Origin of the sequence: Methylobacterium sp. 391_Methyba4 (genome assembly GCF_029691625.1) — a bacterium.
Classification (GTDB): domain Bacteria; phylum Pseudomonadota; class Alphaproteobacteria; order Rhizobiales; family Beijerinckiaceae; genus Methylobacterium; species Methylobacterium fujisawaense.
In genome coordinates, this window is the sequence record NZ_CP121475.1 from 3,006,486 (window position 1) to 3,020,384 (window position 13,899).

Annotated in this window: 9 protein-coding genes; 5 read left to right on the forward strand and 4 right to left on the reverse strand. The window is 73.0% G+C overall.

What is annotated here, in order from left to right; translation table 11 throughout:
- The first annotated feature begins 104 nt into the window (after positions 1–104).
- The 5 genes from P9K36_RS13965 to P9K36_RS13985 all read left to right on the forward strand — a co-directional run bounded on the left by P9K36_RS13965 (position 105) and on the right by P9K36_RS13985 (position 7,087).
- On the forward strand, positions 105–1,340 hold the full coding sequence (locus P9K36_RS13965; protein ID WP_043757682.1) for an ABC transporter substrate-binding protein: 1,236 nt from the start codon (positions 105–107) through the stop codon (positions 1,338–1,340).
- Positions 1,337–2,344, forward strand: a complete 1,008-nt coding sequence (locus P9K36_RS13970; RefSeq protein ID WP_043757686.1) for a YVTN family beta-propeller repeat protein — start codon at positions 1,337–1,339, stop codon at positions 2,342–2,344. The genes P9K36_RS13965 and P9K36_RS13970 overlap by 4 nt, the downstream gene beginning before the upstream one ends.
- A 340-nt stretch (positions 2,345–2,684) precedes the next feature.
- Positions 2,685–4,838 carry a 4Fe-4S binding protein gene (locus P9K36_RS13975; protein WP_347568055.1) on the forward strand — a complete coding sequence of 718 codons (2,154 nt, stop codon included), beginning with the start codon at positions 2,685–2,687 and terminating at the stop codon, positions 4,836–4,838.
- Positions 4,835–5,812 carry an FAD:protein FMN transferase gene (locus tag P9K36_RS13980; RefSeq protein ID WP_111474371.1) on the forward strand — a complete coding sequence of 326 codons (978 nt, stop codon included), beginning with the start codon at positions 4,835–4,837 and terminating at the stop codon, positions 5,810–5,812. The genes P9K36_RS13975 and P9K36_RS13980 overlap by 4 nt, the downstream gene beginning before the upstream one ends.
- A gap of 144 nt (positions 5,813–5,956) precedes the next feature.
- Positions 5,957–7,087 carry a serine hydrolase gene (locus P9K36_RS13985; protein WP_043380573.1) on the forward strand — a complete coding sequence of 377 codons (1,131 nt, stop codon included), beginning with the start codon at positions 5,957–5,959 and terminating at the stop codon, positions 7,085–7,087.
- Positions 7,088–7,282: 195 nt separating this feature from the next.
- Here P9K36_RS13985 and P9K36_RS13990 read toward each other — a convergent pair whose 3' ends face one another.
- From P9K36_RS13990 to rpoN, 4 genes are all read right to left on the reverse strand, one after another.
- Positions 7,283–8,434 carry a M20 family metallopeptidase gene (locus P9K36_RS13990; protein ID WP_043757692.1) on the reverse strand — a complete coding sequence of 384 codons (1,152 nt, stop codon included), beginning with the start codon at positions 8,432–8,434 and terminating at the stop codon, positions 7,283–7,285.
- 168 nt (positions 8,435–8,602) lie between these two features.
- Positions 8,603–10,429: a glutamine--fructose-6-phosphate transaminase (isomerizing) gene (gene glmS / locus P9K36_RS13995; protein ID WP_278307150.1), complete on the reverse strand. Its 1,827-nt coding sequence runs from the start codon at positions 10,427–10,429 to the stop codon at positions 8,603–8,605.
- A gap of 147 nt (positions 10,430–10,576) precedes the next feature.
- Complete coding sequence (gene glmU, locus P9K36_RS14000; RefSeq protein WP_274927224.1) at positions 10,577–11,953, reverse strand: bifunctional UDP-N-acetylglucosamine diphosphorylase/glucosamine-1-phosphate N-acetyltransferase GlmU; 1,377 nt, start codon at positions 11,951–11,953, stop codon at positions 10,577–10,579.
- Between the two features lie 74 nt (positions 11,954–12,027).
- On the reverse strand, positions 12,028–13,602 hold the full coding sequence (gene rpoN / locus P9K36_RS14005; protein ID WP_043353120.1) for an RNA polymerase factor sigma-54: 1,575 nt from the start codon (positions 13,600–13,602) through the stop codon (positions 12,028–12,030).
- Between the last annotated feature and the right edge of the window lie 297 nt (positions 13,603–13,899).

The window sequence follows — 13,899 nt, forward strand, 5'->3', positions numbered from 1 at the left end:
TCATGATTGATGGGTGCACCTTGGTCCAATATCGGCGGGCACAACTCCGCTTCTAGACTCCGGCTCAACGACAAGGGACGCGGGGCTGGAGGAAACGGGCGGGGATGGTGTCCTCCGGTGCGCGACGGGCCAGGAAACGCGGAGGGCCGCAGGCCGCCCTGCGGCTGGCCGTCGTCCTGGCGGCTCTCGCGCCGGTCTCGCCCGGGCGGGCCGCGCCCGCGCCGGCGGGTCCGCCCCTGACGATCCAGTACCTGGAGCGGCGGGTCGAGCGGCCGGTGCCGCTGAACAACGAGGATCCGATCCCCGCCGATGAGGGGGCGAAGGGCGCGGAACTCGGCCTGAAGGATTCGAACGCCACTGGCCGCTTCCTCGGCCTGAGCTTCGGCCTCGACGCGAAGGTGGTCGAGCCGGACGACGACATCCGCCAGGCCTTCCGGGATCTCGCCGACCGCCGCTTCGTGGTGCTCAACGCGCCGGCCGCGGACGTCCTCGCCCTCGCCGACCTGCCGGAGGCGAAGGGCAGCGTGCTCCTCAACATCGGCGCCCCGGACACGCGCCTGCGCGACGCCGATTGCCGGCGGAACCTGCTCCACGTCCTGCCGTCCCGCGCCATGCTGGCCGACGCGCTGGTACAGTTCCTCGCCTTCAAGCGCTGGTCCCGGATCCTGCTGGTGACCGGGCCGGCGCCGGCAGACGCACTCTACGCCGAGGCGCTGCGGCGCAGCGCCCGGAAGTTCGGCGCGCGGATCGTCGCCGAATCGCGCTACGACCCGCAGGGCGGCGACGTCCGCGACACGGCTTTGCGCGAGTTCGCCCTGCCGACCCGCGGGCCCGAGCACGACGTGGTCGCGGTGGCCGACGAGGCGGGCGCGTTCGGCGCGAGCCTGAACTACAACACCGCCTCCCCCCGCCCCCTGGTCGGCACCCAGGGCCTTGCGCCGGCCGCCTGGGGTCGCCCCGTCGAAGCCTGGGCCGCTGTGCAGCTCCAAGGCCGGTTCCGGAAGCTCGCCGGCCGCGCCATGCGGCCCGTCGACTGGGCCGGCTGGATGGCGGTGCATGCGGTCGGCGAGGCGGCCGTGAAGGCGCGCAGCGCCGATCCCGCGACGGTCCGCGCCGCCCTGACGGCGCCCGGCTTCGAGATCGGCGGCTTCAAGGGGCGCCCCCTGAGCTTCCGTGTCTGGGACGGGCAGCTGCGCCAGCCGGTCTTCCTGCTCTGGCCCGGGGCCGTGACCGCGACGGCGCCGATCGAGGGCTTCCTCCACCACCGCACGGAACTCGACACCCTCGGCCTCGACGAGCCTGAGAGTGCCTGCCGCGCCTTCTCGGGGACACCAGGATGAGCCGGCCCGCCGCCCTAGCGCTGCTCCTCTGCCTCGCAGGCCCCGCGCGGGCCGAGGAGATCTTCGTCTCGAACGAGCGCGACAACACCGTCTCGGTGATCGACGGCGACAGCCTGGAGGTGCTGCGCACCTTCCCGGTCGGCCGTCGGCCCCGCGGGCTGACCTTCTCGCAGGATGGGCGGGCCCTCTACGTCTGCGCCAGCGATTCCGATGCCGTGCAGGTGATCGATCCGGATACCGGCGAGGTGCGGCACAACCTGCCCTCCGGCGAGGATCCGGAGCAGTTCGCCCTGGCGCCGGACGGGCGCACCCTGTTCATCGCCAACGAGGAGAACGCCACCACCACGGTGGTCGACGCGCAGAGCCGCAAGGTGCTGGCGCAGATCGATGTCGGCATCGAGCCGGAAGGCGTGGCGGTGAGCCCGGACGGCCGCACCGCCGTCACGACCTCCGAGACCACCAACATGGTCCACTGGATCGATACCAAGAGCCTGGCGGCGGTGGACGCCACGCCGGTCGGCCAGCGGCCGCGCTTCGCCGCCTTCACGGCGGACGGGGCCCGGCTCTGGGCATCCTCGGAGATCGGCGGCACCGTGTCGGTGATCGACGTCGCCACCCGCCAGGTGATGCGGACGATCGAGTTCGCCGTGAAGGGGATCGCGGCCGACCGGATCCAGCCGGTGGGCATCCAGCTTTCGAAGGACGGGCGCCACGCCTTCGTGGCCCTGGGGCCGTCCGACCGGGTCGCGGTGGTGGACACCGCGACCTATGCGGTCGAGAGCTACATCCTGGTCGGCCGCCGGGTCTGGCAGCTCGCCCTGAACGCGGCCGGCACGCGGCTCTTCGCCACCAACGGCGTCTCCGGCGACGTGACGGTGATCGACGCCGCGACGTTCAAGCCGATCAAGACCGTGAAGGTCGGCCGCTTCCCCTGGGGCGTGGCGTCGCGGCCGATGACGCCCGCGCAGGCGCCGGACGGGCGCGCCGCCGGTGCGGTGCCGTGAATCTTCCGCGATTGCGCATGGCCGCATCACCCGCTCCCGTGAGGGCGATCGGATCCACGCATCGGCAGTGGCGACGCGGCTACGGGACGGAGCGCGGGTCCCCTCTCCCGTGCGGGAGAGGGACAGGGTGAGGGACGTGCGGCATCCGGATGAGGCGCAGCGGACCCGCACGTCGACGGCGTGCTCCATGTTGGACGTTCCGATCCCTCACCCCAACCCTCTCCCGCACGGGAGAGGGGGTCCGTCGCGCTCTGCCGCCAGCGGCCGTGCTCAACCCGGATGCGTGACCGACGCTGCCAGGGGCGGAGGCAGGCGTAAGGGGCGGCCGCTGCGGGGCGAGGTGTCTCCGCGCCCGCCCGCGCCCCGGGCCGCGGTGGGTGGCGGCCGGGGCGCGGGCCTGCTCCTGCGCGCCGCATTGCTGCTTCTCGCTGTCCTGGTCGCGCACCCCGCCGCCGCCGGCCAGCTCGATCGGGCCGGCCTCGAACGACACTTCCCGCCTCCGCTGGTCGTCGGCGAGAAGGACGACAGGCTCCCGGTCTGGCCCATCCTGAAGCAGCAGGCCGGGTCCTACGAGGTCTTCGCCTACGCCTTCGAATCCGTCGATCTCGCGCCGATCCCCGGCTTCGGCGGCACGCCCCCCGACCTGCTGATCGCGCTCGCCCCCGACGGCACCTTCCGGGACGTGACGGTGCTCTCGCATCACGAGCCGGTCTTCCTCGAAGGCCTCGGCCCGGAGCCGCTCTTCGCCTTCGTCGAGCAGTATGCGGGCCTCTCGGCCCGGCAGGCGATCCGGGTCGGCCGGCCGAACGCGCGGGCCGCCGGCGCCGCGCCCCAGACCACGGTGGACGGCATCTCCATGGCCACCGCCTCGACCCGGGTGATCAACCAGTCGATCCTCGCTTCGGCCCTGGCGGTCGCCCGCGCGAAACTCGGCTTCGGGGCGGCCAATGTCGGGCTGAAGGTCGAGGCCAGGCCCGATCTCTACGAGCCCCTGGCCCTGGCCGACCTCCTCGCCCGCGGCTGGGTGAGGCGGCTGACGGTGACGAACGCCGACGCCGCGTCGGCCTTCAGGGGCACGGGCGTGGCGGACCCGTCCGAGGGACCGCCCGATGCCGCCCTGACCGACCTGTACGTCGCCGCCCTGGACCCGCCCGCGATCGGCCGCAACCTGCTGGGGCCGACCCGCTACGACGCGCTGATGCACGAACTCGGCCCCGGCAACCACGCCGTGATGGTGATCAGCGCCGGACCGGAGGACGCGTCCGAGAACCCGGTCGGCGACCGGTTCGTCCTGGGCGCCGTTCCCGACCGGCTGGCGATCAGCCAGGGCGGCCTGATCGTGAATGCCCGCGACATGGCGGTGGAGCGCCGCGGGGCCGGCCTCGCCGAGGGCCTGCCGCCCGGACCCTGGACGATCCTGCGGATCGACCAGGCCGCCGGGTTCGACCCGTCCGCGCCGTGGGTGCTGACCGAGACGATCGTCCGCGAGCGCGGCCAGATCCTGTCCGAGAAGATCGCCCGGACCTTCACGGTCGAGACCGCCCTGCCCGCCGACCTGTTCACCCGGATCCGGCCGGATGACGGGCCGAGCTGGACCGACCCCTGGCGGGCCCGGGCGCCCGAACTCGCGCTGATCGGGCTGATGCTCGCCGTGCTGGTGCCGGTCCTGAGCAGCCAGCGCGGGCTGGTGGCGGACCGGCGCCGCTTCGCCCTCTTCCGCCTCGCCTTCCTGGCGCTGACCCTCGGCTTCGTCGGCTGGTTCGCGCAGGCGCAGCTGTCGATCGTGACCCTCGTCGGCCTCGTGCGGGCCGCCACCGTGACCCACGACCTCGCCTTCCTGCTCTACGATCCGCCCTCGCTGGTGCTCTGGGCCTTCGCGCTGGCCGCCCTGGTCGCCTGGGGGCGCGGCACGTTCTGCGGCTGGCTCTGCCCCTTCGGCGCGCTCCAGGAATTCGTCGCGCTGCTGGCCCGGCCGCTGCGCATCCGCCCGGTCGCGGTGCCGCCCGGCCTCGACCGGGCACTGCGGTCGCTGAAATACGTCGTCCTCGCCGGCATCCTCGGCGCGGCCGCGGCGGGGTCGCCCCTCGCCGACACCTTGTCCGAGGTCGAGCCGTTCAAGACCGCCATCACCCTGTATTTCGTCCGGGCATGGCCGTTCGTCGCCTACGCGGCCGGGCTGCTGGTCCTCAACCTGTTCGTCTTCAAGGGCTTCTGCCGCTACCTGTGCCCGCTCGGCGCCGGCCTCGCCCTCCTCGGGCGGGTCCGGATCCTCGACTGGATCCCGCGCCGGGCGGAGTGCGGCTCGCCCTGCCAGCTCTGCAAGGTCCGCTGCCGCTACGGTGCCATCGCGCCCTCCGGCCGCGTCGATTACGCCGAGTGCTTCCAGTGCATGGAGTGCGTGACGATCATCCACGATCCCGGGCAGTGCGTGCCGCAGGTGGTGGCGCGCAAGCGGGGCCGCCGCGCCGCGCCCCGGCCGGTGACCGTCGGATGAGCGCGCCGGTCCGCTTCGCGCACGGCCGGCGCCGGCTGCTCGTCGGTGCCGCGGGGCTGGCCGCGCTCGGCGGCGTCGCGGCGTTCCGCGCCTCCGCGGCGTCAAGGGGGCTGGCGCTGCGCACCCGCGCCGGCCTCGCCTTCGGCACCACCGTGGCGTTGACCGCCGCGGGGCCCGACTTATCCGCCATCGAGGCGGCGCTGAGCGACGGGTTCGCGGCGATGCGCGCCGTGGAGGACGCGGCCAGCCTGTTCCGGTCCGACAGCGCCCTGGCGCGGCTCAATCGCGATGGCGTTCTCGAGGCCCCCGACCCGCACCTCGTCGTCCTGCTGCGGTTCGCCCTCGCCCTCGCGGCCGAGACCGGCGGCGCTTTCGACCCGACAGTCCAGCCGCTCTGGCCGGTCTGGGCCCAGGCCGCCGCCCGCGGCGAGCGCCCCGGGGCGGAAGCCCTGCGCGCGGCCCTGGCGCGGGTCGGCTGGCAGCGAGTGCAGGTGGGGACGGACCGCGTCGTCCTGGAGCCCGGGACGGCCCTGACCCTGAACGCCCTGGTCCAGGGCTATGCCGCCGACCAGGTCATGGCGGCGCTCCGGGCGCGCGGGATCGCGGATGCCTTCGTGGATACCGGCGAGTTCGGCGCCGCCGGCGCGCATCCCGACGGCACGCCCTGGCGCCTCGGGCTGGCCGATCCCCGCCATCCCGGCGCGGTCGCCGCCGTCATCGCCCCGTTCACGGGCTTCGCCGCGACCTCGGGCGACTACAACATGAGCTTCTCGGACGACCGCGCCGACCATCACATCTTCGATCCGGCCACCGGCCGGTCGCCGCGCGCCCTGTCGTCCGTAACGGTGACCGCGCCGACGGGGCTCGCCGCCGACGGGCTGTCGACCGCCTGCATGGTCCTCGGCCGCGCGCGCGGCGCGGGCCTCGTCGCGGCCCGTCCGGGCTGCGCCGTGCGCTTCACCGGCAAGGGCTGACACATCCGGCTCCGGTGCGCGGGGCGAGGCCCGAACTGCGCCACGCGCTCTGCCCCCGCGGGGGCGATGGCTCTACGGATGGTCCGATCCGCGGCGCAGGCCCTGCATGCGTCCGCACCGGAGAGGACCGTCGGGAGAACGCGCGTGACCGAAGCGACCGGGCCGTACTGGCCGACGCAGGACTGGGCCGAGCAGGACCCGGGTGCGGCGGGGCTCGATGCCGGGCGGCTCGCGGACGCGGTCGCCTTCGCGGAGGCCCACGAGAGCGCGTGGCCGCGCAGCCTGTACTATCCCGACGGGCGCTACGTCGGGATCGTCGAGTGGAACGAGACGGGGCCCTGGAGCGCCATCGACGGGCCGGTGCGTCCGCGGGGCGGCCCGGCTGGCGTGATCCTGAAGGGCGGCCGGCGCGTCGCCGCCTGGGGGGACACCGCCCGCCCGGACATGACCTTCTCGATCGCCAAGAGCTACCTCGCGGTGCTGGCCGGCCTCGCCCACGACGACGGACTGATCCCCGACGTCGACGCGCCGGTGCGGGACAGCGTCCCCGACCCGCTGCTCGACGGCCCGCACAATGGCGCGATCACGTGGCGCCACCTCCTGCAGCAATCGAGCGAGTGGCAGGGCACGCTGTTCGGCAAGTCCGATCAGGTCGACCATTTCCGGCAGATCGGCCCCGGCGCCGACAACAGCCGCAAGGGCGAGGCCCGCGCGCTGCGGCGCCCGGGCACCTACTACGAGTACAACGACGTCCGGGTGAACCTGCTGTCGTACGGCCTGATGCGCCGCTTCGGCCGGGCCCTCCCGGAGGTGCTCCGCGAGCGGATCATGGATCCGATCGGCGCCTCCCGCGACTGGGCGTGGCACGGCTACGACACGGCCTGGGTCGAGGTCGCGGGCGCGCGGGTCCAGTCGGTCCCCGGCGGCGGCCACTGGGGCGGCGGCCTGTTCATCGGGGCCGACGACCACGCCCGCTTCGGCCTCCTCGTCGCCCGCGGCGGCGCCTGGAACGGGCGGCAGCTCCTCTCGGAGCGCTGGATCCGCGCCATGCTGACGCCGTCCCCGACGCTGGACAGCTACGGCTACCTCTGGTGGCTGAACCGCGGCGCGGCCGCCAGGCCGCAACTGCCGGCCTCGGCCTTCAGCGCCCTCGGGGCGGGCAACAACGTGATCTGGTGCGATCCCGAGCATGACCTCGTCGCGGTGCTGCGCTGGATCGACAAGGCGGCCCTCGACGGGTTCCTGCTGCGCCTCGTGGCGGCCCTGCGCCCGTAGGCGCGCCGGCGGCGCTAGCGGCCCCGGACGTGATCGCCGAAGCTCCTGAGCACCGGCCGCATCTGGCGGCCGGCCGCGATATCCTGGCCGCCGCCCGCGCCTCGAACGGACAGGCGCGTCCGGCGCCGCGGCGTCCGCCCGGAGACGGCGACCGCCGCGGCGCGGCCGGGCTGGCGACGGTCGGCCTCTGAATCGTCAGAGCGCCGCGATGGTCTCGGCCATCGCGCGCGCCCGCGGCACGAGGCTTCCCACCTCCAGGTACTCCTCGGGCGAGTGGGCCTTGCCGCCCACCGGGCCCACCGCGCAGAGGGTGGGACAGCCGACGCTGGCGGTGAAGCCCGAATCGGCGCAGCCGCCGGCGAACTCGCCGGTGACGGGATTGCCGCCCTGCGCGCTCACCCGGGCATAGGTCTCGAACAGCGCCCGCGAGGCCTCGTCCTGCACGAGCGGTAGGAACTCGCCCTTGATGGTAAGATGGGCGGTGGTGTCCGGCACCGTCGATCCGGCCACGATCGCGGCGATCCGGCCCATGGCCGCCTCGCGGTCGGGCGGGGTCACGTAGCGCAGGTCGATCTCGCAGGTCGCCCGGGGCGCCACGGTGTTCACCGACTGGCCACCGGCGATCAGGCCGACATTCACCGTGGTGCCGCGGTCGAGGTCGGTGAGGGCGTGGAACGCGACGGTCTTGTGGGCGAGCTCCAGGATGGCGCTGCGCCCGTCGGCGTAGTTGCCGCCGGAATGGGCCGCCTTGCCGAGCACCTCGAGATGCATGAACACCCCGCCCTTGCGGCCGGTGACGACGTTGCCGGTCGGCCGCCCCGGCTCGGAATTCAGCACCGCGCGGGCGCCCCGGGCGGTCTCCTCGATGATCGGGCGGCAGGCCGGCGAGCCGATCTCCTCGTCGCTGGTGAACAGGCCGACGAGCGGCACCGGCGCGCCGCCGGCCCGGTGGTAGGCGGCGAGCACGAAGGCGTTCATCACGAGGCCCGCCTTCATGTCGGCGACGCCGGGCCCGTAGGCGCGGCCGTCGGCGACCCGGAACGGCCGCCGCGTCGGCTCCCCTTTCGGGAAGACGGTGTCGCGATGGCCCATGAGCACGACCGGCCGGTTGCCGCCGCCGGACCCGGCCACGCTCGCCTTCACCGCGTCGCCGTAGCCCTCCACCGGGATCGTCGTGACCGGGATGCCGTGGCCGGCGAGGAACTCCGCGATGCGGATGCCGACCGCGTCGACGCCCGGCTTGTCGTAGGAGCCGGAATCGATGTTCACCAGCTCCTCGAGGAGCGACAGCATCGCGCCCTCCTGCCCGTCGAGCCACTGGAGAACGTCGGCGTCGCGTGCGGTCATGGATCGATCCTGGGCAAGGGTGATGGGACCCGGTCGCCGCGCCCGCCAGCGTGCGCGGTGTGTTGCGGGCCGGCTTCGAGCGAGCCCCGGTTTCCCGCGGCGAAGGTGCCTCGCCGGGTAAGCAAGGACGGCGCCGCGCATCCGTAGCCCGGACGGGGGGCGGTGCGCTTATTCCACCGTGACCGACTTGGCGAGGTTCCGGGGCTGGTCGACGTCTTTCCCCATGAACACCGCCGTGTGGTAGGCGAGCAGCTGGATCGGCACCGCGTACACGATCGGCGCCACGGTGGCGTTGACCGCCGGCATGGTGAAGGTCGCCAGCGTGTCGAGGCCGTGCTCGGCCGCGCCCTTCGCGTCGCCGATCAGCACGATGCGGCCGCCGCGCGCGGCCACCTCCTGCATGTTCGAGACGGTCTTCTCGAACACCGCGTCGTGCGGGGCGATCACGATCACCGGCACGCTCTCGTCGATCAGGGCGATCGGGCCGTGCTTCAGCTCGCCCGCCGCGTAGCCCTCCGCGTGGATGTAGCTGATCTCCTTCAGCTTCAGCGCGCCCTCCAGCGCCATCGGGTAGCTGGTGCCGCGGCCGAGATAGAGCACGTCCCGCGCCTTGGAGACCTCGCGGGCCAGGCCCTCGATCGCCGCCTCGTGGGTCAGCGCCTCCGCCATCAGGCCCGGCGCCTTGATCAGCGCGTCGACCAGCCGACGCTCGCCCGCCGCGTCGAGGGTGCCGCGGGCGCGGCCCGCCGCGATGGCGAGGCACAGCAGCACGGTGAGCTGGCACGAGAACGCCTTGGTCGAGGCGACGCCGATCTCCGGCCCGGCCAGCGTCGGCATCACCACGGAGGATTCCCGCGCGATGGTCGAGGTCGGCACGTTGACGACGCTCAGCGTGTGCTGGCCCTGGCTCTTGGCATAGCGCAGGGAGGCCAGGGTGTCGGCGGTCTCGCCCGATTGCGAGATCACCAGCGTCAGCCCGTCCTTCTCCAGGGGCGCCTCGCGGTAGCGGGCCTCGGAGGCGACGTCGATCTCCACCGGCAGGCGGGCCACCTGCTCGAACCAGTACCGGGCGACGAGGCCGGCGTAGAAGGCGGTGCCGCAGGCGGTGATGTAGACGCGGCTGAGCTTGGCGAAGTCGAAGGGCAGCGCCTCGGGCAGCACGACCCGGCCCTGCGCCATGTCGACGTAGTGGGCGAGCGTGCGGCCCACGACCTCGGGCTGCTCGTGGATCTCCTTGGCCATGAAGTGGCGGTACTCGCCCTTGTCGATCCGGTAGGCCTGCGTGGCAATCTTTTGTCGGGGCCGCTCCACCGTGGCGCCCGAGGCGTCCCGGATCTCGGCGCCCGCCCGGTTCAGGATCGCCCAGTCGCCCTCGTCGAGATAGGTGATGGCGTCCGTGAAGGGGGCGAGCGCCAGGGCGTCGGAGCCGAGATAGGTCTCGCCCTGGCCGAAGCCGACCGCCAGCGGCGCGCCGTGGCGGGCGCCGATCAGCAGGTTCTCCTCGCCGGCGAAGATGAAGGCCAGTGCAAAGGCGCCGCGCAGCCGCGGCAGGGCGGCGGCCACGGCCTCGACCGGGCCCATCTGCCGGTCCATGTTGCGGCTGACGAGCTGGGCGACGACCTCGGTGTCGGTCTCGGTCTCGAACACGACGCCGTCGGCCTCGAGCTCCTGCTTCAGCTCGCGGAAATTCTCGATGATGCCGTTATGGACGACGGCCAGACGCGCGGTGGCGTGGGGGTGGGCGTTGGTCTCGTTGGGCCGGCCGTGGGTCGCCCAGCGGGTGTGGCCGATGCCGAGCGTGCCGGTGAGCGGCTCCTCAGCGAGCTTGGCCTCCAGGTTGACGAGCTTGCCCGAGGCCCGGCGGCGCGCCAGCCGGCCGTGCTCCAGGCTGGCGATGCCGGCGGAGTCGTAGCCGCGGTATTCGAGCCGGCGCAGGGCCTCGATCACCTGTCCCGCCACCGCGTCGCGCCCGACGATGCCGACGATGCCGCACATGGGTGTGTCTCTCGCTGTCGTGCCCGGCTGGCCGCGCGAGGGTCTTGCGCAAGGTCCAGGCCGCCCCGCTTCATGCGGGGCCAAACGCGACTTGTACCGGATCGGGGCGGCGCAGGGCCAGCCCCGGCCCGTTCGGTCCGTCGGGCCTCAGCTCTTCCCGCGTCGCGCCTTCTCGGCCTGCAGCGCCGCGCGCTTCTTCCCGGCCCAGCCCGGTTTCACCGCCTGCCGGCCGCGGGCCACCGCCATGGCGTCCGCCGGCACGTCGTTGGTGATCACCGAGCCCGAAGCCACGTAGGCGCCCTCCCCCACCGTGACGGGGGCCACCAGCGCCGAGTTCGAGCCAATGAACGCGCCCGCGCCGATCGTGGTCTTGTGCTTGAGGACGCCGTCGTAATTGCAGGTGATCGTGCCAGCGCCGATATTGGCCTTGGCCCCAATCTCCGCGTCGCCGAGATAGGTGAGATGCGCGGCCTTGGCGCCGGCACCCATCCGGGCGTTCTTCAGCTCCACGAAATTGCCGAGCTCCGCGCCGGCCTCCAGCACGGCGTGACCGCGCAACCGGACGAACGGCCCGATCTTCACCCCCGCCTCCAGGCTGGTCTCGGTGAGATGCGCGAAGGCGCGCACGGTGCACCCGTCCGCCACCCGCACGCCCGGCCCGAACACCACGTTCGGCTCCACGATCACGTCGCGCCCCAACACCGTGTCGTGGCTGAGGAACACCGTCTCGGGGGCGATCAGCGTGGCGCCGCCCAGCATGGCGGTGCGACGCAGCTGCGCCTGGAAGGCGGCTTCCGCAACACTGAGCTGCACCCGGTCGTTGACGCCCTGCGCCTCGGCCTCGTCCACCGGCACGACCGTGACCGGAAGCCCGTCGGCCACCGCCAGCGCCACCGCGTCGGGCAGGTAGTACTCGCCGGCCGCGTTGTCGTTGCCGATGCGGGCGAGCAGCGCCAGGGCGTGCCGTCCGGCGAGCGCCATCAGCCCGGCATTGCACAGGGTCACGGCCCGCTCTGCGGCGCTGGCGTCCTTCTCCTCGCGGATCGCCAGGACGCGGTCGCCCTCGGTCAGAACCCGTCCATAGCCGGTGGGCGTCGCCGTCTCGAAGGCCAGCACCGCCACCGCGGCGCCGTCGGCCAGGGGCGCCCGGAGGCGCAGGAAGGTCTCGGCCGAGACGAGGGGCGTGTCGCCGAAGGCGATCACCACGTCGTCGTCGGGCTCGGCCAGGATCTCCCGGGCGGCCAGGACCGCGTGGGCGGTGCCGAGGCGCTCGGCCTGCGGGAAGACCCGGGCGCCGGGGGCCGCCCGCGCGATCTCGGCGGCGACGTCGTCGCGGCCGGGCTCGGCCACCACGGCGATCCGGCCCGCCCCCGCCGCCTGTACGGCGGCCAGGACATGGCCGAGCATGCTGCGCCCGGCGATCCGATGCAGGACCTTCGGCAGGTCCGAGCGCATCCGCGTGCCCTTCCCGGCCGCGAGCACGATGGCGGTGAGGCTGCGCGGGGGCGTTCCGGTCGGGGTCATCGCAGGTCCAGGCGTCGAGCAAACGGCACGACGGATGGGCCGGACGCGCGCCCGGCGCAACCCCATCCGGGCGATCAGCGCAGCGCCAGGGCGGCGTGTTGGCCCGAACCGTGGGCGAAATGCTCGCGGCGGCGCTCGATCGAGCTCGGGATCCGCAGGGATTCCCGGTATTTCGCCACCGTGCGTCGGGCGATGTCGACGCCCTCCCCGCGCAGCTTCTGCACCAGCGCGTCGTCGGACAGCACGTCGTCCGGCGTCTCGCCGTCGACCAGCTGCTTGATGCGGTGGCGCACCGCCTCGGAGGAATGCGCGGCCGCGCCGGCCGCACCGGGGATCGCCGCGGTGAAGAAGTACTTCATCTCCAGGGTCCCCCGGCTCGTGCCGATGGCCTTGTTGGAGGTGACTCGCGAGACGGTCGATTCGTGCATGCCGATCGCCTCCGCCACGGTCTTGAGGTTCAGGGGCCGCAGGTGGGAGACGCCGTGGACGAAGAACCCGTCCTGCTGGCGGACGATCTCGGTGGCGACCTTGAGGATGGTGCGGGCCCGCTGCTCCAGCGAGCGGGTCAGCCAATTGGCGTTCTGCAGGGCCTCGGACAGGAAGGCCTTGTCGCCCTCCGCGGCGGCATTGCGCGAGACGCGGGCGTAGTAGCTCTGGTTCACCAGGACCCGGGGGAGCGCCTCGCTGTTGAGCTCGACCAGCCAGGACCCGTCCGGCGCGGCGCGCACGAACACGTCCGGAACCAGAACCTCGACGGCGCTCGATCCGAAGGCGCGGCCCGGCTTCGGATCCAGGCGGCGGATCTCGCCCAGCATGTCGACGAGGTCCTCGTCGTCGACGCCGCAGAGCCGGCGCAAAGCCGCGAAATCGCGCTTGGCGACGAGGTCCAGACGCGAGACCAGCGCCTGCATCGCCGGGTCGAACCGGTCGCGCTCGCGCAGCTGGATCGCGAGGCATTCGGCGAGGTCGCGGGCCGCGATCCCGGGCGGATCGAAGGTCTGCACCAGCGCCAGCATCCGGCCGACGAGGGCGGGGTCGGCGCCGAGCCGCTCGGCCACGTCCTCCACGGTCTCGCGCAGGTAGCCGGCCTCGTCGACGGCGTCGATCAGGAAGCCGCCGATCAGCCGCTCGGCGGGATCGCGGGTCGCGAGATCGAGCTGGCCCGCGAGGTGATCGCGCAGCGAGGTCTCGGCCGTGAGGGTCGCCTCGAAATCGGGCGCCTCGGCGTCGAAGCTTCCCCCGGTGCTGCCGTAGGGCGGCGGCGTCAGCGAGAGCATGTCGCCCCCGCCCGCCTCGCGCGCCTGGACCGGTGTCTCGTCCGGGAAGACGTTGTCGAGGCGCGTGTCGAAATCGCTCTCGATCTCGCCGCGGCTCGGGTTAAGGTCGGTGGACAGCCATGATTCGGGTTCCGTGACCTCCAGGCCGTCGGAGGAGGCATCGTCCGAATGGCCGCTCGATTCGGAGGTCTCGCCGGGGCCGGGCAGTTCCGGCTCGGCGCGCTCCAGCAGCGGATTGCGTTCCAGCTCGGCCTCGACATAGGCCGCGAGATCGAGCTGCGACAATTGCAGGAGTTTGATCGCTTGCAGAAGCTGCGGCGTCATCACCAGGGCCTGGCCCTGACGCACTTCCAGCCGTTGCACCAAACTCATGTGAGGCCTCGATGCCCTTCCGGCGCGGTTCGCCAGCCTGAGCCACGCTGCTCACGGCATGGTTCTTGCTTGCTCCGCCAGGCCTTCTCTAGCCCGATCCGTGGCGCGGGTCAAAGCGCGGCCTTGCACAGGCGTGTTGGCAACTGCACTGCAGTTCCGGGGGTGTGGCGCTCCCGCTCCATCGCCAGGAGGCCACGGTCAGTCTGAGAGCAGGTCTCGGGGGCTGCTGTGTTCCCCTTTATCCCGGCGTGTCTGCCGAGATGTCCGACTAAGCTGCGCGTTGCTTTGTTCGGTTGC

Excerpts from the sequence above, each read along its gene's own strand:
- P9K36_RS13990 (WP_043757692.1), bottom strand. The coding sequence starts at position 8,434 with ATGACCGCACGCGACGCCGACGTTCTCCAGTGGCTCGACGGGCAGGAG.
- rpoN (WP_043353120.1), bottom strand. The coding sequence starts at position 13,602 with ATGAGTTTGGTGCAACGGCTGGAAGTGCGTCAGGGCCAGGCCCTGGTG.
- P9K36_RS13965 (WP_043757682.1), top strand. The coding sequence starts at position 105 with ATGGTGTCCTCCGGTGCGCGACGGGCCAGGAAACGCGGAGGGCCGCAG.
- P9K36_RS13970 (WP_043757686.1), top strand. The coding sequence starts at position 1,337 with ATGAGCCGGCCCGCCGCCCTAGCGCTGCTCCTCTGCCTCGCAGGCCCC.
- P9K36_RS13980 (WP_111474371.1), top strand. The coding sequence starts at position 4,835 with ATGAGCGCGCCGGTCCGCTTCGCGCACGGCCGGCGCCGGCTGCTCGTC.
- glmS (WP_278307150.1), bottom strand. The coding sequence starts at position 10,429 with ATGTGCGGCATCGTCGGCATCGTCGGGCGCGACGCGGTGGCGGGACAG.
- glmU (WP_274927224.1), bottom strand. The coding sequence starts at position 11,953 with ATGACCCCGACCGGAACGCCCCCGCGCAGCCTCACCGCCATCGTGCTC.